The organism is Gardnerella sp. KA00718 (assembly GCF_049244285.1).
Taxonomy (GTDB): domain Bacteria; phylum Actinomycetota; class Actinomycetes; order Actinomycetales; family Bifidobacteriaceae; genus Bifidobacterium; species Bifidobacterium vaginale.
On the sequence record NZ_CP058370.1, the window covers coordinates 262263 to 280982 of the forward strand.

Consider the following 18720-nt stretch of genomic DNA (forward strand, 5'->3'; position numbering starts at 1 on the left):
ATAATGAAATTCAAATATTTACGGGTTCTTATAAAATTGAAAGCTCACGGCTAAAAGAATGGAGTTATAGCAATGAGTGATATTGACCAAACTAACAATGGTCACACTAACAAAATGGAGCGCAGCCTTACAAAAAGACACGTGCAATTCATTGCTATAGGCGGAACAATCGGCACGGGACTATTCTTAGGCTCGGGCAAATCCATTAGTCTTACGGGTCCAAGCATTATGCTTGTGTACATAATCGTTGGATTAATCATGTTTTTGCTTATGCGAGGCATTGGCGAACTTATGTACAAGGATCCAAACCAGCATACGTTTATTAGTTTTATTACTAAATACTTGGGCAAAGGCTGGGGCAATTTTGCAGGATGGTCGTATTGGATAGTGCTTGTACTTATTGGCATGAGTGAGATTACGGCTGTAAGTACGTATTGTGTTACATTTTTCCAAACTTTTGGCATAGACGTTAGCAGCTGGAAATGGCTTATAGAAATAGCGTTTTTAGCTGCTTTAGTGTGCATAAATCTGGTTGCTGTTAAGCTATTTGGCGAAACAGAGTTTTGGTTCTCAATGATTAAAATCACGTTGATTGTGGCTCTTATTGCAACTGCTGCAGTTATGGTTATTATTGGCTACCATTACCCTGCAACACAGATTAGCGGCGTTGTAAATCCTGCAGGCCACGCAGGCTTTGACAATATTTTCAACAACTTCTCGCTTATGCCAAATGGATGGTTGGCATTTTTGATGAGTTTTCAAATGGTGTTCTACGCATACCAGCTTATTGAGTTTGTAGGCGTTACAGTTTCGGAAACTAAGAATCCTCGCCAAGTTTTGCCAAAGGCAATCAACGAGATTATTATGCGAATCTTGATTTTCTACGTTGGAGCGCTTGCTTCAATCATGCTAATTGTTCCTTGGCAACAATTTAAAGCTACCGATTCTAAAGGCGTTTATATGTCTCCGTTCATAATGGTTTTCCAATATGCGGGGCTTCATTGGGCTTCTGCACTTGTGTTCTTTGTGGTGATTACTGCAGCATCTTCTGCTCTTAATTCGCTGCTTTATTCTGCAGGACGCCACATGTATCAGATTGCGTTGGAATCTAATTCGCCTGTTCTTTCGCATTTGCGCAAGGTTTCGCGCGCTAAAGTTCCTGCACGAGCAATCGTTTTTTCTGCTGCACTAATTCTGTTCTCGCCGATTATTAACTCGATTCCTGGAGTTCACGGAGCGTTTATAGTGTTTGCTTCTGCCTCTTCTGCAGTGATAATCATGATTTACATTTTGATTATGGTCACGCACAGAAAGTACCGTGCTTCTGCTGATTTTATGCCAGATGGTTTTGTTATGCCGCATTATAAGCTGCTTAATTCTCTTACTATTGCATTCTTTGTGTTTGTGTACATAACGCTGTTTATTAGCGAGGATACTCGTGGATCTGCTATTGGCGGTCTTATTTGGCTTGTTCTTTTTGGAGGCTATTGCGCTCTGCATCAGCATTGGCAGAATCGCGATTTAGCGGCGGCTTTGGGTAGGTAGCTCTGGATAGCTAGTTACGCGATTTATGTTACGCTTTTTGTGTGCGAATTATTGTTGCGGATTGTAGTGCAGAATATACGGGTAGGCTTAATGCAAGCCTTCCATCAGCTAAGCGCGTGTTGCTTATTAAGGCTGATGGTAGTGTACTGATTTTTTCAGAGTTAGGGTCATATAAACCTCTTAATTGGATGGTTGCTCCTTGCACTATGCGTGTTATTGATGGAAATGTTTCTAAAGAGAACGATTGTTCTGATGGGTGCGACGATTCGAGTTCTGTTTCTTCAGATGGTTCTGTCGGCGCTTGTAGCGCGGATGCTTTCGACTTTTCGCGTGTTTTTAGCGACGGAACTGTTTTAAAAATTGCTGCAAAAAAGGGCAATGACCTGCTTCGCATTGTTCTGCAACACGTTTATAGCGATTCTTCGTATGATTTAGGCACAGACCCAGGTCTTGTTAAAGATGGTGTAGAAGACCATTTGCAGCGCTACTTAGCTGAGCAAATTGAGCGTATTGGCGATGGTGCTACATTGGTTCGCCGAGAATATCCTACTGCTATTGGCCCCGTGGATATTATGGCGCAGGATTCAAACGGTGTTCATGTTGCTATTGAGATTAAGCGACACGGTGGTATTGATGGTGTTGAGCAGCTTACTCGTTACTGTGAGTTGTTGAATCGAGACCCGTTGCTTAAACCAGTTCGAGGTATTTTTGCTGCGCAGACTATTAGCCCGCAAGCGCGAGTTTTGGCTGAGGATCGTGGCTTTACTTGCTTAATCCTCGATTACGATGAAATGCGCGGTGTTGAGTCTAACGATCTTCGCCTGTTTTAGCTTAGCGATTTTTTGCTTTATCTGTAATTTATTACGAAATTTACGTAAATTTACGTATAAAAATGCCGCGCAAGATTTATTCAAGCGCGGCATGATTCGATTGGTAATTAATCACTAAGAGAATTAATCATTAAGAGATTAATAGATCAGGAAGCATAGAGAATATCTACAACAAAGTAAAGCGTTGAATTTGCAGGAATTGTTACATTTCCTTGTGCATCCTTCTTATCTTCTTTGCCATAGCCATCTTCTGGAGGAATTACCAAAAGAACTTGAGATCCGACTTTCTTCCCAGCTAAGCCTTTAGTCCATCCTGGAATCACTTGACCTGCAAGAGAGAAGTCTGCAGGCGTGCCGCGCTTCCATGACGAATCAAATTGATGCAATTTGCCGTCTTTATCGATAGTCCAGCCAGTGTAATGAGCGGTTACAGTGCTTTCTTTGGTCACCTCTTTACCAGTTCCTTCAATCAAAGTTTGAGAAACCAACTTTCCATCTGGCACGTAGTTATTCTTATCTAACGATGGTTCTCCAGATTTACTCAGAGTTACTTTCGGCAGATTTTCAGGGATATCCTTAACCTTATTGCCTGTTGCGCGTTCAAGAGATTTCATTGAAGAAACAAGAGTTAACACCATTACGTACGCATCTTGCTTAGTTTGCGGATTTGCAGGCACACCAAATGCAATCGTGGAATTAATTTTTCTTCCCTTAAACAGTGCATAATAAGGTTTACTCGTAACGCCTTTTTTAACAACGATTGAGCAATCTGGTTTGCCTTGTTTCCATGTGTTCATAAGCTCTTTGCCGTTTTTAGCATTGTACACAATGCCATTAGCGCATACGCGACTATTTTCTTGGATTTTAGCACCGTTTCCGTTTTGCAAAATGGCGTAAGAATTTGGCTTTACGTCTATAGGAGTAGTTATATCGACATTTGGTTGTTTGCCTAAAGTTCCACTAGCCTTAACGCCGCCTAAAACTTGCATTCCAGCAGCATTCGCGGCTGGGTCTGCCATTCCGTTATCATTCGTGCTATTCCCGCTGCAAGATGCCATTGTAAAACACAAGGCTGCAGCGCTAATTGTGCTAATTGCGCGTATTGCAAAAGATTTGATTGTGTATAATCTGGTTTTTCTCATAGGTTTAAGACTATCGCTTGAGTCTGATTTTAATTATTCAGTAGCAAATATATTTAAATATTACGAAGAATTGTAAAAGATTAATAAATATAACAATCGATTAATTATAAAAGATTATGAAAGATTGTAGAATAGATAGGAGCAAATACGATATGACGATTATTAAGGCGAATATCAAAAAGAATTCATGCTCTGATTACAAGCATAATGCATGATTTATTGCTGATTAGGATGCAGAAAGAGGTTTGATGCAACGACCTACAAAACGAGCTAAGTTTATGCGAGGAATCGTGGCACCTATTTTTGGGTTGCTTGCTGTGCTTAGTATTGTTCTTGGTGTTCTTAATGCCACAGTTTGGAAGCCAAACTCTATTGTTTCGGCTCATACAAACGTGTATGGTTCAAGATACATTGTTACGGATCCAGGTGTTTTAAATCTTGTGGATTACCGCGTAAAAATTAGTGTTGCGGCTCTTAATACTCGTAAGCCGATTTGTGTAGCAGTTGGTTTGGCTAAAGATGTTCGTGGGTGGACTCGTGGCTACTCTGTACAGAGAATAACTGGTTTGCAAGATTGGGAGAATCTTTCTACTGTCCCTATGAAGGCGGATGATTCTGCAAAGTCAGATGTGAATAACAAAAATTCTGTAGATTCCGCGAATAACTCTGATTCTAAGGCTTCTAAAGATGTAGATTTTAAAGATTCAGATTTGTGGACTAATGCTACTTGCCAAATGGGTTTGGCTAAATTGTTTGTTAATGCGGAAGATTTTGAACAATCTGAGAACATTGTTCCTGGAGATTTGAGCAGTGGCAATGCTGTAAATCAAGAAAATCAAGCAAATCAAGAAAATAGCCAGTCGAATCATCAAAAAGTTTCATCCGCATTGCGTGCAAGGATTTCTCGACGCGTGCTGATTATTGACTTAGGTAAAAATTCTCCTGAAGCATTCGTAGAGTTTCGTTGGCGTAGACACAATCTTCCAGATTTTGCAACTCCTTTGTATTTTGTTGGAGCACTGTTTGTTCTGCTTTGTGTCCTTTCTGCTTCTGTGTTCGCTATGGCTCCACATCGCAGGCGTAATAAGCGTTTGGTGGCTAGTAGAAGTGGTCTTATTACTGTAGAAAGTGTCTCCAGAGACGAAGAAGTTAAATTCTCAGATGCTTTTGCTGGCACAATGGCTAGTATTTTTGGCAGTTTTGCTAAAGATAAAAAGTCAAGGCATAAAGGTTCTTCAGCTTCTCATGCTCGTCATGGTGCTCATTCAAAAACTCGTGTTGCAAAGTCGCAAGCAACCGTGGATTTGTCTGTAAACGTAAAGTCTGGTTTAAATTCTTCTCCAACTCCATCTTTGGATGAAACTGCTGTGATTTCTAAAGAAGATTTGCAGTCTTATTTTGCTCGTTTTGCTAGCGAATCAGTTTCGGATGTTTCCAAAGATAATAGCGATTCATCTACTGTTTTAGAAGTTTCTGATGTTTCTTCTGATAAATCTTCCTCTGATTCTTTTAAAGATGAATATGCTATACGTGATTCCAAAGATTCTTTGAATGATGATTCTAATAAAAAGCAATCTTCAAAGGAATATTCTGGAAATAGTAGCAATAATAATTCTAGAAAGTCGAGTCATAGCAATCGTGGCAACCGCAATAGTAGATATGGTAGAAGAAATCGTGATTCGCATGACAATCAAGATGGTCGTTCTAGTAGCAGAGATGTAGAGAATCGCAAATATAGAGATAATCGTAGTAAATCCGCGGTTGCTGGCGACTCAAGCAATGAAAAGTCAAATAATCGCAGCAAGTCGCGAGATCAAGGAAATCATCGTGATTCAAGTAATCATCGCGACCAGCGCAAGAATAGCCAGAATAATCAGCATAGTCAGCGCGGGCAAAAATATGGCAAAAATCGTCGATCTAACGAATTAGATAATCGTAATAGAAATAGCGGCGAAAATAATGCAAATAACAGAAACGCTGGTGGCAACACGAATTCAAACTATAACCAGAATCGTAAGCGTAAAAATAATGCGCGTGGAAATGAGCAAAAGTGAGTGTGGAAAGTAAGTATGACTATGTTTTATGCGCATAAAATCAAATATTATGTAAGATTTACATTCGCTACAATAATGACGATAATTATGTGTTTTGTTCTTAGCGCTTGCGATGGTCAAGTTCCTAAAGCCGCTGAGGGGCATAGCACAAAGGAGCTTCCAAACGTAACGTCTATTAGAGAAAAAGATATACGTTTAAGAGTTTTGAGGTCTCTAGAGCGCGCGAATGAAGAGAAGAATTCTAGTAATCTTGATGGCTATATGAGTGGTCCTGCAATGCTTGTGCGAACTAGTGAACTTGCGATTGCGGCTAAAACAGGAAAATTGGATCCAAAAACAACAATTCCTCGTGAAGTTGCTCAGACTATTGTGCCTACGAATGCAAACTGGCCTCGTGATTTGATGACGATTACTACTACAACAAAAGACCAGCAGTCTAAGCGATTGTTGGTGATCCGTCAGGATAGGGCACGCTCAAACTATAAATTGTGGGCAGTTGCAAGACTGTTCCCTGGTGTGCGTCTGCCAAAATTCCCTGTTTCTTCAATCGGCGCTTCAATGGGTAAAGCAAATGATTCTGGTCTTGTTATGACTCCTCATGCGGCAGCAGCGGCTTATGCTGATGTTCTGCAGCAAGGAGAATCTAGTAAATTTGCAAAGAGTTTTGCTAGTGATTATTTGCGTGCAAAATTAGCAGAATTATCTAAGACTGTTCAAGCGGGAATGGAGCGAAACAAAGGTTCTCAGGAACAGGTTTTTGCTTCAGTTCCAAATCAGATTAGCGTTATGCGCGCAAGCGATGGTAGTGATTTAGTGGTTGCGCGTATTGACTCCGTGTGGACTAGGAGAGCTGGAGAAGGTCGAGAATCAAGACCAGCGTCTGACGAGGAGAAAGCTTTGTTTGGAAATGCTAAAGCTACTTCTACAATGCGTGTAACTTACGTAAATGTTGTAGCAATGGTTGTTCCACCAGCTGGCTCTAATGCGCAGATTGTTCCTGTGGGAGCGGAGCGTCAGCCTATAAAGGTAGAAGCCCTGTAAGCAGTTGTATAAGCAATATAAGAAATGTAAGCAAAGTTGTAAGCAATATAAGCAAAAGAGGAAATTATGGTTGATTCACAATCGATGGGTATGAACCCAGGCGGATTCTCTCTGGCTGGAGCAGTGGACTTGGAAGGTGTAAAACGCAAAGCAGAAGCTCTTGCAAAACGAGAAGCGGCTGCAAAGTCAGGAAAACCTCAGTCTAAGATGCCTCCTGCTTGTGGGTATGTGATTGATGTTAATGAACAAACTTTTCAGGCAATGGTTCAGACTTCTGTAAGTTTTCCAATTATTTTGCTTGTATGGCAAAAAAGCGATGAAACTTCTTATGACTTAGCACAAAAACTTGCGGATTCTATTACTGCGTTAGATGGCAGAATGCAGCTTGCTCGTATTGATGCGGATGAAAGCCCATCAATTGCTCAAGCTTTACGCGCACAGCAGCTTCCAGCTGTATATGGATTGGTTGGAGGCAGGCCAATGCCTATTTGCCAGGGATTGCCTAGTGCAGATGAGTTGCAGCAGATTTGTAATGATATTCTGCCTCAGCTGGTTAAAGTTGCGGAAAAATCTGGTGTAGCTGGGATGGCTCCTTATGTTGATTCAGGCGATTCTACAGGCGATTCTGGTGTAGGCAATAATTCTGCGGATTCTGCGGATTCTGTAGATTCTTCTGATGTTCCACCAGAACACAAAATTGCGCATGAGGCGGCTATGAATGGCGATTATGCTTTAGCTGCAAGTGAGTATGAAAAAGTATTGCAGGCTAACCCGAATGATTCTTTGGCATCTCGCGAACGCGCTAAAGCATTGCTTCTTGGCAGAAATACAAACACAAATGTGGAGGCTGTGCGCAAGGCTGCTGGTGATAATCCTGGTGATGCTTCCGCTCAGCTTGCTGTAGCAGATGTGGATATGATTGATGGTCATATTGAAGATGCTTTTAGTAGACTTCTTGATTTTCTTGCTGGTCATCGCGATAGTGCAGATGTTATTAAAGAACGTATGCTTGAGTATTTTGCGATGCTTCCAGCTGGCGATGAGCGTTTGAATCGTGCGCGTCGTCGCTTAGCAATTCTCCTTTATTGATTATGGATGATTGCACCTGATGGATAAAAAGTAAAAGAAAAGCCAAGATTCGCATTCGTGAGAAATATGCGATTCTTGGCTTTCTAGTAGCGGGGCATGGATTTGAACCATGGACCTCTGGGTTATGAGCCCAGCGAGCTACCGAGCTGCTCCACCCCGCGTCGGCTACTTTTAGCAGCTCTATCTACGATAGGTGCAAATTGTGATTTGTCAAGTTCTCGGCGTGTTTCTATTTGCTTTTTGTGTTGTTAGTCGCCAGCAACCGAAGATTTGTGTAATTTTTGTGCAAAATAAATACAACAAATAAATCTAAAAATAGTTTAATTCTAAACAGAAGTGGAGTACAATAAACAATTGGCTATCGACTTGCTAATTCTGTTATAAGTGCAAAACTCGTTATTAATCAACGATATGACTTAAATGTACGAACCAAGAGTAGAATCAGCTTTTTAGAGATGTATTTTCGTTTCGTACGCACGCCAACGAATAGATTTTCAGGATTTGCTGTTTATACAACTTAGCTTTTGATGGATTGGTATTAACCAGACGTGAGTAGCGATATAAACGACGCCTTATAAGGAGGAGCTGATGAGTGGAGCTATCGGAGTCTTAGCTGGCACTGTGAATTCGGCAGTATTGCTAGCTTCAGAAAGTCCAGAGTTGCCTAAGATTGATGAGTTTTTACCTCCGGAGATTTTGTTCCAAGGCACACCATTTGCAATGAACCGCATTATTTTAGTGCGTGTGCTTATGGCAGTGATCGTTATGATCGTTTTTGGAATTGGTGCTGCTCGTGCAAAGGTTGTTCCAGGTAGATTCCAAAGCGTGCTAGAAATCCTAATGGACTTTGTACGATACAACATTGTGTACGAGATGATTGGCGAAGAACGCGGCAAGCGTTACGTGCCAATGATGTCTACATTGTTCATAACAATTTTCTTCTTTAATCTTTGTTCTGTGATTCCAGGATTGAATATGGCTGCAACCGCAACCATTACTGGTCCGCTTGTATTTGCTTTATGGGTTGTATGCCAATATCTTATTGCTGGCATACGCGAAAAAGGTTTTTTGCGATTCTTCCGTGAAGCATTATTCCCAGCGGGCGTGCCATGGCCGATTTACTTTATTCTTTCGCCATTGCAGCTCATAGAATTAATAATTGTGCGACCACTTTCGCTTACAATCCGTTTGTTTGCGAATATGATTGCTGGCCATTTGCTGGTGGCCACTTGCTTAGTATTCACCAACTTCTTTGTGGTGGATTCCAGCAATAAACTCCTTGCCTTCGGCGGTGCATTATGGCTGCTTGGTGGCATTCTGTTTACCCTATTCGAAATTATGGTAGCAGGATTGCAGGCATTTATCTTTACCGTGCTTGCATCCGTCTACATTTCGGAAAGTTACCCAGAGGAAGAAGAAAAATCTGCTGTTGCTGTTGCATAGTGCATTAGCTTAACTCTCAGATTTTACACATCTTATGGGTTTATACTGGTTACTGTTTTAACAGAAAGGAAACCAATGAATAACATCATCGCTCTAGCAGGACTGATCGGTAACCTGAGCATTCTTGGCTTTGCTGTGGCAACAATCTCTCCTGCACTTGGCATGGCAATCGTTGTTGCTAAAGCTATGGAGTCCACTGCGCGTCAGCCAGAAGTCGGAAACCGTATTCAGCTGTTCATGTTCGTTGGCTTGGCATTCATCGAGGTTCTGGGCTTGCTCGGATTCGTTGCCTACATTATGGGAAAATGAACCGAACGAAACAACTCGTTCCAGCACAAATATAAAAGTGTTGAAAGAATAGAAAGGACAAGCCATGGCACATTCATCTGAGAGTAATGGTTTGGCATTGTTCTTGCCTGAGCCTTACGACGTAGTGTGGTCGTTAGTTGTTTTGGTAATTCTTGCAGCGTTTTTCTACAAGTTCGTTATGCCTAAATTCCAGGCAATTCTCGATGAGCGTGCAGAAAAAATCGAAGGCGGAATGGCTAAAGCAGCAAACGCGCAGCGTGAAGCTGATGAGTTAAAGAGCCAGATGGAAGAAGAACTTGCACAAGCTCAAGCAGATGCCGCAAAAACTCGCGAACAGGCTCGTGCACAAGCTTCCAAGATTGTTGATGAAGCAAGACAGCGTGCCGAAAAGGACGCTGCGAAAATCATTAGCGAAGCTCAGCATTCCATTGAGGCTCAGCATAAGCACGCCATGACTAGCCTCCAAGGAGAGGTATCGGTACTCGCTGCAGCATTAGCTGGAAAGATTCTTGCGTCTAAGCTAGATGACGATACCGTAGGCTCCAAAATCATTGATCATGTTATTGATGAAGTGGGAGACGTTAAGAGTTCGGGTCAAAACAAGTAGTTAAAAGAGTAGCTAAAACGATTTTTAGTATTGCTTAATTACTACTTAAGTTTTGCATGAATGAGGAGGTAAGGATGCCAGAAAAGGCATCGCGAGTAAGCGAAAACTTATCACGCTCTTCGCTTGCGCAAGCCATTTCAGATGCTCATGACGAAGCTCAGCGCATATCTGATGAGCTTTCGACAATGATGGATACATTAGAAAAGTATCCAGAGCTTTCTGACGCTATTACCGATCCAAATAGGTCTTCGGAAGATAAGTCACGACTGATTGACGAGCTTATTGGAGGTAAGGCGCATCCTGTTGTACTGCGCATTATGCACTATCTTGTAGGTACTTGGCATGGCGGCGCCGAAAGCGGTAAAACGGGCAGCTTTGGAGGCGCGTGGTCTGGTTTTGAGCGCGAAGCAGGCGAAACTTTGGTTACTGTTACAACCGCTCAGCCTCTTACGGATAAGCAAATCAAGCGTTTGATTGAGATTTACAGCAACAAGTTGGGTCATCGTGCCTACATAAACCCAATTGTGGATCCAAACGTGCTTGGTGGAATGCGTATACGTATTGGCGATCAAGTAACAGACCGCACAATGTTGATGCAGCTTAAGCAGTTGCAACGTTCTGCGCGAAATGGTGCTTGGACACAGGCAGTGAAATAAGTTAAATAAGGAGAATTATGGCGGAACTATCTATTGATCCCGCCCTTATACGCAAGGCACTTGACGGGTTCGTTGACTCGTATAAGCCGGCAGACATGCCAACGCAAGAAGTTGGTTATGTTGTTACGGCTGGTGACGGCATTGCGCACGTAGCTGGATTATCTGGCTGCATGGCAAACGAGCTGCTCACCTTCGAAAACGACACCCTTGGCTTAGCGTTTAACCTTGATGCTCACGAAATCGGCGTGGTTATTCTAGGCGATTTTACGGGCATTGAAGAAGGGCAGGAAGTTTACCGCACTGGCGAAGTGTTATCGGTGCCAGTGGGAGACGCCTATCTTGGTCGTACTGTAGACCCATTGGGTAATCCAATTGATGGTCTTGGTGCGATTGAATGCAAGGAGCGTCGTATTCTTGAAGCCCAGGCTCCAGACGTGATCCATCGTCACCCTGTGGACGAGCCTTTGTCTACTGGTTTAAAGGCAATTGACGCAATGACGCCAATTGGCCGCGGTCAGCGTCAGTTGATTATTGGCGATCGTCAAACTGGTAAAACAGCAATCGCAATCGATACGATTATTAACCAGCGCACAAACTGGGAAAGTGGAGATCCAAAGAAGCAAGTCCGTTGCATTTACGTAGCAATCGGACAAAAGGGTTCAACAATCGCATCTGTACGTCAAAGCCTCGAAGAAGCAGGCGCTATGAAGTACACAACAATCGTTGCAAGCCCAGCTTCGGATTCTGCAGGTTTTAAGTACATTGCACCATACACTGGTTCTGCAATCGGTCAGCATTGGATGTACAACGGCAAGCACGTTTTGATTGTTTTCGACGACTTGTCTAAGCAAGCAGAAGCATATCGTTCGATTTCTTTGCTTCTTCGTCGCCCACCTGGGCGTGAAGCGTATCCAGGCGATGTGTTTTATCTTCACTCTCGTCTGCTAGAAAGATGCGCAAAGCTTTCCGACGATATGGGCGGCGGCTCAATGACTGGCTTGCCAATTATTGAGACCAAGGCAAATGACGTTTCTGCATACATTCCAACCAACGTGATTTCTATTACCGATGGTCAGATCTTCTTGCAGTCCGATTTGTTCAACGCAGGTCAGCGTCCAGCAGTCGATGTTGGTATTTCCGTGTCTCGTGTTGGTGGCGCAGCTCAGGCCAAGGCTTTGAAGAAGGTCTCTGGCATGCTTAAGATTTCGCTGGCTCGTTACAAGTCTTTGGAATCCTTTGCAATGTTCGCTTCCGATTTGGATGCAGCTTCCAAAGCACAGCTCACTCGTGGCGCTCGTTTAACCGAGTTGCTTAAGCAGAAGCAGTTCTCGCCTCGTTCCATGGAGCAAGAGGTTGTTTCTGTGTGGGCTGGTACACACGGAAAGTTAGATGACATTCCTGTAAAAGATGTTTTGCGTTTTGAAAGCGAATTATTGGATTATCTCGATAAGGGAACCGACATTTTGCAAGTGATTCGCGATACTGAAGATTTCACTAAAGAAACAGAATCGGAGCTTGATGCTGCAATTGACGACTTCCGTAGGATGTTTAAGACTTCTGCAGGTAAGCCTTTGATTGTTAAGGATTCTCTGCCTCCAGCTGAAAACCCTGCTCCAGTTGAAAAAGAGCAGCTTGTTGCAAAGCCGAAGTCGGATAATCGTGAATCTGAGGGGAAGTAGCGTATGTCCTCCCAACTTGCATTGAAATCGAGAATTATTTCCACACAGTCTTTAGGTAAAATCTTTAAGGCTCAGGAAATGATTGCGTCTTCTCATATAGCAAAAGCGCGTGATATCGCTCTAAATGCTAAGCCTTATAGCGACGCAATTTTCGATGCCGTGCAGGCGTTGGTAGCTCATCATGAAGCGAATATTAAGCATCCTATTTTTGGTAAAGAACGTTCGGGTAATCGCGTAGCCGTGTTGGCGTTAACTTCAGACCGTGGCATGGCTGGCGCGTTTACGTCTTCGATTATTCGAGAAACCGAGGCGTTGCTCGCAAAGTTGGATGCGGAAGGAAAGCACGCTGAGCTGTACGTGTATGGTCGCCGTGGCGCAACCTATTACAAGTATCGTAATCGCGATGTTGCAGGCACTTGGGAAGGGTCTACTGATCATCCTGATGTGACTATTGCGGAGCGAATTTCCGATACTTTAATGGATGCGTATATGACTCCAGAAGAAGATGGAGGAGTTTCGGAGCTTTACATTGTATTCACCGAGTTTATAAACATGGTGAGGCAGAAGGTTCGTACGCTGCGCATGCTTCCAGTTGAGCTGGTTCCTTTAAAGGACGGCGAAGAGTTTGCTATGCATCGTCCAGATTACGAGGCAGCTTCTGGCCCTTCGGCTTCGCTTTCGTCTACGGGTGCGGTTTCGGCTCGAGAAGAAGCTGTTAGCCGCAGTAATCCGGACGCTGTGGAATATTGCTTTGAGCCAAGTCCAGACGAAGTGTTGGATTCGGTTTTGCCAAAGTATATTCAATCGCGTATACACGAATGTTTGCTTACTTCTGCTGCTTCCGAAACAGCTAGTAGACAGAATGCTATGCATACGGCTACAGATAACGCCCGCAATTTGGTGGAGGATTTGACAAGAAAGCTTAATGCTTCTCGCCAGGCTTCCATCACACAAGAACTTACCGAGATTATCGGCAGCGCTGACGCGCTGAATAATGAGGAGGAATAGGAGCATATGGCTGAAGATCAGACCACAGCACCTCCAGAAGATGCAAAGGAAGCCGATCCAACGGCTGGTCGCGTAACCCGTGTTCAGGGTTCCGTGATTGACGTTGAATTCCCAGTCGGCTATCTTCCAGATATTTACAATGCTCTCAAAGTGGATATCAACACCGTTGGAAATACGGAGGGAGATACTGTTCACGAGATTACATTGGAAGTTGAGCAGCATCTTGGTGATTCCACTGTGCGTGCAGTGGCTTTAAAGCCTACGGACGGCTTGGTCCGTGGCGCTTTAGTTAGAGACACTGGTGGACCAATTTCTGTGCCTGTTGGAGATGTTACAAAAGGTCACGTTTTTGACGTAACTGGTAACATTTTAAACGCTAAACCAGGCGAAAACATTGAGGTGACCGAGCGCTGGCCAATCCACCGCAACCCACCTGCTTTCGATCAGCTTGAGTCTAAGACTCAAATGTTTGAAACTGGTATCAAGGTTATCGATTTGCTTACGCCTTACGTACAGGGCGGAAAGATCGGTCTGTTCGGCGGCGCAGGCGTTGGTAAAACCGTGTTGATTCAGGAGATGATTCAGCGCGTTGCACAGAATCACGGTGGTGTGTCTGTGTTTGCTGGCGTTGGCGAACGTACTCGTGAGGGTAACGATTTGATTGGCGAAATGGCTGAGGCTGGCGTTTTGGAGAAAACAGCGCTTGTCTTTGGTCAGATGGATGAGCCTCCTGGGACTCGTCTTCGTGTGCCTCTTACTGCTTTGACTATGGCTGAGTATTTCCGTGATGTTCAGAATCAGGATGTGTTGCTGTTTATCGACAACATCTTCCGCTTTACTCAGGCAGGTTCTGAGGTTTCCACGTTGCTTGGTCGTATGCCTTCTGCAGTTGGTTATCAGCCAAACTTGGCGGATGAAATGGGTGCGTTGCAGGAGCGCATTACTTCTACGCGCGGTCATTCTATTACGTCGCTTCAGGCTATTTACGTGCCTGCAGATGATTACACCGATCCTGCACCTGCAACAACCTTTACGCACTTGGACGCTACTACTGAGCTTTCGCGTGATATTGCGGCTAAGGGTATTTACCCAGCTGTGGATCCTTTGACTTCTACTTCGCGAATTCTTGATCCGCGTTATGTTGGTCAGGCTCATTACGATTGCGCTAATCGCGTGAAGGCTATTTTGCAGCGTAATAAGGAGCTTCAGGACATCATCGCTTTGATTGGTATTGATGAGCTTGGTGAGGAAGATAAGACCACTGTGAGCCGTGCTCGTAAGATTGAGCAGTTCCTTGGTCAGAACTTCTATGTGGCTGAAAAGTTCACTGGTCGTCCAGGTTCTTATGTTCCAGCTGATGAGACCATTGAGGCGTTTACGCGAATTTGCAATGGTACTTACGATGAGATTCCTGAGCAGGCGTTCTCTGGCATTGGTGGCATCGATGATCTTGAGCGTCGTTGGCACGATATGAAGCAAGAGTTTGGTGCGTGATTATGGCAGAAAAGCAAGTGAAAACGCTGCACGTTAGTGTGGTTGCAGCCAGGCATCCTGTTTGGGAAGGCGATGCCAAGTTTGTGGTTATTCCTTCTGTGAATGGCGCAATGGGTGTTCTTCCTGGGCATGAGGCTGTGCTTGCGTTGATTGATCACGGATTTGTAAAGGTTGACGATTTGAAGGGCGTTCGTCATGTTTTTAAGGTGACTGACGGATTCTTTTCTGTTGACTCAGACAATATTACTATTGCTGTTGAGCACAGTTGTAACGTTGATAAGGACGGCAATGTGTTGCCTAACGCTAAGGTGATTTAATGTGATCTAAGTTAATCTAAGGCTGACTTTTGTAATAAGGTACGCTAGATAAGCAGGAGTTTGCGATTATTTATCGCGGCTCCTGCTTTTTGTTTCTTTTATCCCGCATTTGTTCCCAAAATCGCCAAATACGTAAACAAATGCGGGATAAGAAATAGGCAGAGTGAAGAGTGGTGGGGTGTCGGCGTGTTGCGTGTGTGGTTTGTGTGGAATGTTGATTTTTCAATGGTTTTATAGTGTTAGTGTTCTTGTTCGAGTAGTTTCCTGAGAAAAGTCTGGGAAAATTCTTTAAAAACCTTGAAACAATGTGTTTTTACGGTTTTATTAGTGTTAATCCACAAATATTATGATGAAAATAGTTTTTATTGTGGATTAGTTTGTGTGTAACATTATTTTTTTCTGTTTGTTTTGTGTGGGTGCCTCTTGACTTTTTTAAACGGGGGGGGGGTATGTTAATAAGCAAACGCCAGCTGCTCCTAGTTTTGGCTGGTGTTTAAACCACTATTCACGTGTTGTGGATTGTGGAGCAAATTTTTCTCTGCGCCCCTAACGCAGAGGAGAAGAAGAAAGGAAATTAAAATGATGAATAAGAAGGCTATCGCCGCTTTCGCTGCTGGCGCAACTTTGCTTGCCGGCTTCGCAATGGCAACCCCAGCAATGGCTGAGTCTCTAATACCAATGTATAACCAGAATAATGGTTTTGCTGAGGTTTCTGATGGTACTGATGCTTCTGTTCTTAAGGCTACTATCGAGCAGGATAAGCAGGAAATCAAAGCTGCTGAGGACTGGAATGATAAGGTAAGCTCTGCTTACGCTAATGCTAACACTAATACAGCAACAGTTACTGTTGATGGTGTTGTTCCTGCAGATTCAAGCCAAGCAACTCATGTTCTTGTTCTTGGCAAAGATGGTAAGTTGAACCAATTAGTTAAGGCAGGCGCAGTTACCGAGGCTCAAGTTGCTGCTCTTGTGGCTGCTGCTAATAAGGCTGAGGCTGCTGTTGATGCTGCTAAGAAGAAGCTTGCTGATGATGAAGCTGCTTTAGCTAAGCTTGAGAGCAAGAAAGTAACTCCTAAGAAGGATGATAAGAATACTCCATCCAAGCCTGAAACAAAGCCTGTTGTTCCTGGTGTTCATGTGAAGACTGCTGATAAGGCTGCTGCTAAGGGTGAGCTTGCTGCTAAAGGCGCTAAGGGTCATGGTAAGTCTGGCGAGAAGCTTGGTAATGCTGGTGTTGGTGTTGCTTTGACTGCTTTGGCTGCTTCTATGCTTGCTGGTATGGGTGCTGCTGTTCGCAAGATGCGTCACTAAGTTAAAAGGCTTGCGTTGAGCGTGTGATACGCGTGTTGTTTTGCTTCACGCGTATCACAAGCTTTCAAATAGTGGCTTGGGTTTTCGTGTGGTTTGCCGAAAATTTCCTTTTCTTACCATGTGGAGTTTGGGTTGCTGTTTGATTGTGCTTGATGCTTGTTGCTGGTTGGTTGTTTCCTGCTAGGGACGGGATTCTTCCTTCTGGTTTTAAGGGTTTGTTAGATTACTTCTAATAAACCCTTTTTATGTTTTACTCACTTTGCGTCAATTAGCCATTGTTCTATGTCTATTACGTGGATTCCTTCAACGTCGTAAGAATCGTGGCGAGTGTTTGCAAGTAGGATTTTAGTGTATGAGTCTTTTATTGCTTTTAGTGGCGAAAGTTCGCGCTCCAACGTTGCATTGTCACTAATGCTATCTTCAAGCTCGTAGTATTTTTACTTTTGAAAGCAAACACGTATTTTTACTTTCAAAACTTTAATATTTTTTAAGTTTTGAAAGTGGGGGCGTATGTTTGCGTAAAATCCCGAATCTTTACTTTTGCGTGCGTAGCATTGGTGTTGTCTACGCCGAAACGAGTGGCGTTATGTTGATGTTACCGACGCTGCCGATGTTTCTATAGTGCGTTTTTGCCAAAATGTCGGTATAAATGAATGTTTTTTACTAGCTATGCCTTCATTTTGGCAAAATGTAGGTATAGAATAGATTCTTACGTTAGCTATGCAATCATTTTGTAATAAATGCATTATTTGCTTGTAAACAAAAATATCGCAAGCAAAATATTGCAAGACATTACTGCAAAATCCTCAATAATGTAAACGCAATAACGTAAATGGAGTCGCATTATGGATTACAAAACAATACGCACAATAGTTGCAATGTCTAAAAGTAATGCAAAACCTTGTGATATTGCGGAAGAAGAATATCGATTGCGCATTGATAATCCTGCAACCTATCGTTCTGGAATCATATTTGATGCGCATGAGATTTTTGCAATGTGTGTAACGGATCTTGTAACGTGCATGAATTATATTGCGAATACTGAAAAAGCGGTTGAAAAAGCGTGGAACGAGTTGTCGCGGTTTGCTCAGCGCGAGTATTTAATGCAACTTATTGCAAAAGAAGTGCAAAATACCAACATTATTGAAGGTGTTCACAGCACTAGAAAAGAGCTTTCCAAAGCACTTGATGCTGCAAACGAGCAGAATAAGCATACGCGTTTTAGTGAATTTACTAAGCTTTTTCTCGAGCTTGCGGATTCAAATGAATGTGACACTTCGATTCCACAAACCTTGCAAGCTATACGAAAAATCTACGACAGTATTATGCAGGGCGAATTAGAAGCAAATAATATTCCAGATGGTGAGATTTTTAGGAGTGGAAAAGTAAGTATTCGCGATGGTGCAAATAATGTAGTACATGATGGAGATGCAACGGAAGTGGAAATTCAAAAGCATTTAACGCAGATGTTGCATTTGATGAATAGTAGTGACGTTCCAACGCTTATTAAGGCGTGCATGTGCCACTATGCTTTTGAGAGCGTGCATCCATTTTATGATGGAAACGGCAGAACTGGGCGGTTTTTGCTTGCTTTGCAATTGCATGAGCAGCTTTCGATGCCAACAATTTTGAGCTTAAGTTCTATAATTTATGCAGAAAAGTCTGGATACTATGCTGCTTTTTCTAAAGCTCAGGAACTATTTAATTGCAATGATTTAACTATGTTTTGTTGCACAATGTTGGAATATATTGTAAGAGCACAGGGCGAAGTGTTTGAGAATATTAGTGTGCAATTAAAGCACATTATTTACTGTATGGGTAAGCTGCGTGAGCTTTTCCCAGAGGAAGAAATTTCTAAAGTGCAGCGTGAGGCTCTGTCTATTTTGTTGCAAAATAAGCTTTTTTCGTATAATCCAACTCCGATGACTCGCAAGCAACTAAGCGAATACGTTGGCAATGCAATTGATGAGAAGATTGGTGAGAGAAAGATTGTGAGCGCGCTTAACGGTTTGATTGAGCTTGAAATGGTTGATTCTATTGGCGAACGCCCTCTTCGGTATGAGCTTTCTAAAAAAGCGAATGAAATGTTTGCGTGAGGCAAGCGATGTTTGTTTCATTTCGCAAAATTAAAAAATTTTCAAATTTGTGAAATTAGATTTGCTCTGTTTTGCGAAATTAGATTTGCTTGGCATTAA

The 18720-nt window shown here is 42.9% G+C and carries 16 protein-coding genes, 1 tRNA gene and 1 pseudogene; 15 read left to right on the forward strand and 3 right to left on the reverse strand.

Annotated elements, in window-relative coordinates; genetic code table 11:
* Positions 1-72: 72 nt before the first annotated feature.
* Together HXT55_RS01045 and nucS are read left to right on the forward strand one after the other, a co-directional pair.
* Entirely contained in the window at positions 73-1545 is a 1473-nt protein-coding gene (locus tag HXT55_RS01045; protein WP_174142961.1) for an amino acid permease, read from the forward strand.
* A gap of 41 nt (positions 1546-1586) precedes the next feature.
* Positions 1587-2375 (forward strand): endonuclease NucS, encoded by a 789-nt coding sequence (gene nucS / locus HXT55_RS01050; RefSeq protein WP_174142960.1) that lies wholly within the window; start codon positions 1587-1589, stop codon positions 2373-2375.
* Positions 2376-2521: 146 nt separating this feature from the next.
* Here the strand turns inward: nucS and HXT55_RS01055 are convergent, their stop codons facing one another.
* Complete coding sequence (locus HXT55_RS01055; RefSeq protein ID WP_174142959.1) at positions 2522-3517, reverse strand: FKBP-type peptidyl-prolyl cis-trans isomerase; 996 nt, start codon at positions 3515-3517, stop codon at positions 2522-2524.
* Between the two features lie 248 nt (positions 3518-3765).
* Between HXT55_RS01055 and HXT55_RS01060 the strand changes: the two genes are divergently transcribed.
* The 3 genes from HXT55_RS01060 (at position 3766) to HXT55_RS01070 (ending at position 7701) form a co-directional block, all read left to right on the forward strand.
* Complete coding sequence (locus HXT55_RS01060; protein WP_254597593.1) at positions 3766-5571, forward strand: hypothetical protein; 1806 nt, start codon at positions 3766-3768, stop codon at positions 5569-5571.
* Positions 5572-5586: 15 nt separating this feature from the next.
* Positions 5587-6612 carry a hypothetical protein gene (locus HXT55_RS01065; RefSeq protein ID WP_174142958.1) on the forward strand — a complete coding sequence of 342 codons (1026 nt, stop codon included), beginning with the start codon at positions 5587-5589 and terminating at the stop codon, positions 6610-6612.
* Between the two features lie 66 nt (positions 6613-6678).
* Positions 6679-7701 (forward strand): co-chaperone YbbN, encoded by a 1023-nt coding sequence (locus tag HXT55_RS01070; RefSeq protein ID WP_174142957.1) that lies wholly within the window; start codon positions 6679-6681, stop codon positions 7699-7701.
* An 87-nt stretch (positions 7702-7788) separates the two neighbouring features.
* Here the strand turns inward: HXT55_RS01070 and HXT55_RS01075 are convergent.
* A tRNA-Met gene (locus tag HXT55_RS01075) sits at positions 7789-7862 on the reverse strand.
* 427 nt (positions 7863-8289) lie between these two features.
* Here HXT55_RS01075 and atpB point away from each other — a divergent pair.
* The 9 genes from atpB (at position 8290) to HXT55_RS01120 (ending at position 16525) form a co-directional block, all read left to right on the forward strand.
* Complete coding sequence (gene atpB / locus HXT55_RS01080; RefSeq protein WP_004574496.1) at positions 8290-9144, forward strand: F0F1 ATP synthase subunit A; 855 nt, start codon at positions 8290-8292, stop codon at positions 9142-9144.
* A 75-nt stretch (positions 9145-9219) separates the two neighbouring features.
* On the forward strand, positions 9220-9453 hold the full coding sequence (gene atpE / locus HXT55_RS01085; protein WP_004114197.1) for an ATP synthase F0 subunit C: 234 nt from the start codon (positions 9220-9222) through the stop codon (positions 9451-9453).
* Between the two features lie 64 nt (positions 9454-9517).
* The gene (locus HXT55_RS01090) at positions 9518-10060 is read left to right on the forward strand and encodes a F0F1 ATP synthase subunit B (protein ID WP_004120482.1); all 543 of its coding nucleotides are present in this window, start codon (positions 9518-9520) and stop codon (positions 10058-10060) included.
* A 74-nt stretch (positions 10061-10134) separates the two neighbouring features.
* Positions 10135-10716, forward strand: a complete 582-nt coding sequence (locus HXT55_RS01095; protein ID WP_004114200.1) for a F0F1 ATP synthase subunit delta — start codon at positions 10135-10137, stop codon at positions 10714-10716.
* Positions 10717-10733: 17 nt separating this feature from the next.
* Complete coding sequence (gene atpA, locus HXT55_RS01100; protein ID WP_415698128.1) at positions 10734-12395, forward strand: F0F1 ATP synthase subunit alpha; 1662 nt, start codon at positions 10734-10736, stop codon at positions 12393-12395.
* 3 nt (positions 12396-12398) lie between these two features.
* Entirely contained in the window at positions 12399-13403 is a 1005-nt protein-coding gene (locus HXT55_RS01105; protein ID WP_004114205.1) for a F0F1 ATP synthase subunit gamma, read from the forward strand.
* A 6-nt stretch (positions 13404-13409) separates the two neighbouring features.
* A complete protein-coding gene (gene atpD, locus HXT55_RS01110) occupies positions 13410-14897 on the forward strand; it encodes a F0F1 ATP synthase subunit beta (RefSeq protein WP_004116286.1) in 1488 nt (495 codons plus the stop codon).
* 2 nt (positions 14898-14899) lie between these two features.
* Positions 14900-15214 carry a F0F1 ATP synthase subunit epsilon gene (locus HXT55_RS01115; RefSeq protein WP_004116284.1) on the forward strand — a complete coding sequence of 105 codons (315 nt, stop codon included), beginning with the start codon at positions 14900-14902 and terminating at the stop codon, positions 15212-15214.
* Between the two features lie 579 nt (positions 15215-15793).
* Positions 15794-16525, forward strand: coding sequence for a hypothetical protein (locus HXT55_RS01120; protein WP_004573671.1), 732 nt, complete (start codon positions 15794-15796; stop codon positions 16523-16525).
* 254 nt (positions 16526-16779) lie between these two features.
* On the opposite strand, the pseudogene HXT55_RS01125 reads toward HXT55_RS01120, so the two are convergent.
* A pseudogene (locus tag HXT55_RS01125) lies at positions 16780-16944 on the reverse strand (ATPase); the annotation flags it as partial.
* A gap of 426 nt (positions 16945-17370) precedes the next feature.
* On the opposite strand from HXT55_RS01125, the gene HXT55_RS01130 reads away from it, so the two are divergent.
* Positions 17371-18621 carry a Fic family protein gene (locus HXT55_RS01130; protein ID WP_064623229.1) on the forward strand — a complete coding sequence of 417 codons (1251 nt, stop codon included), beginning with the start codon at positions 17371-17373 and terminating at the stop codon, positions 18619-18621.
* The last annotated feature ends 99 nt before the right edge of the window (positions 18622-18720 follow it).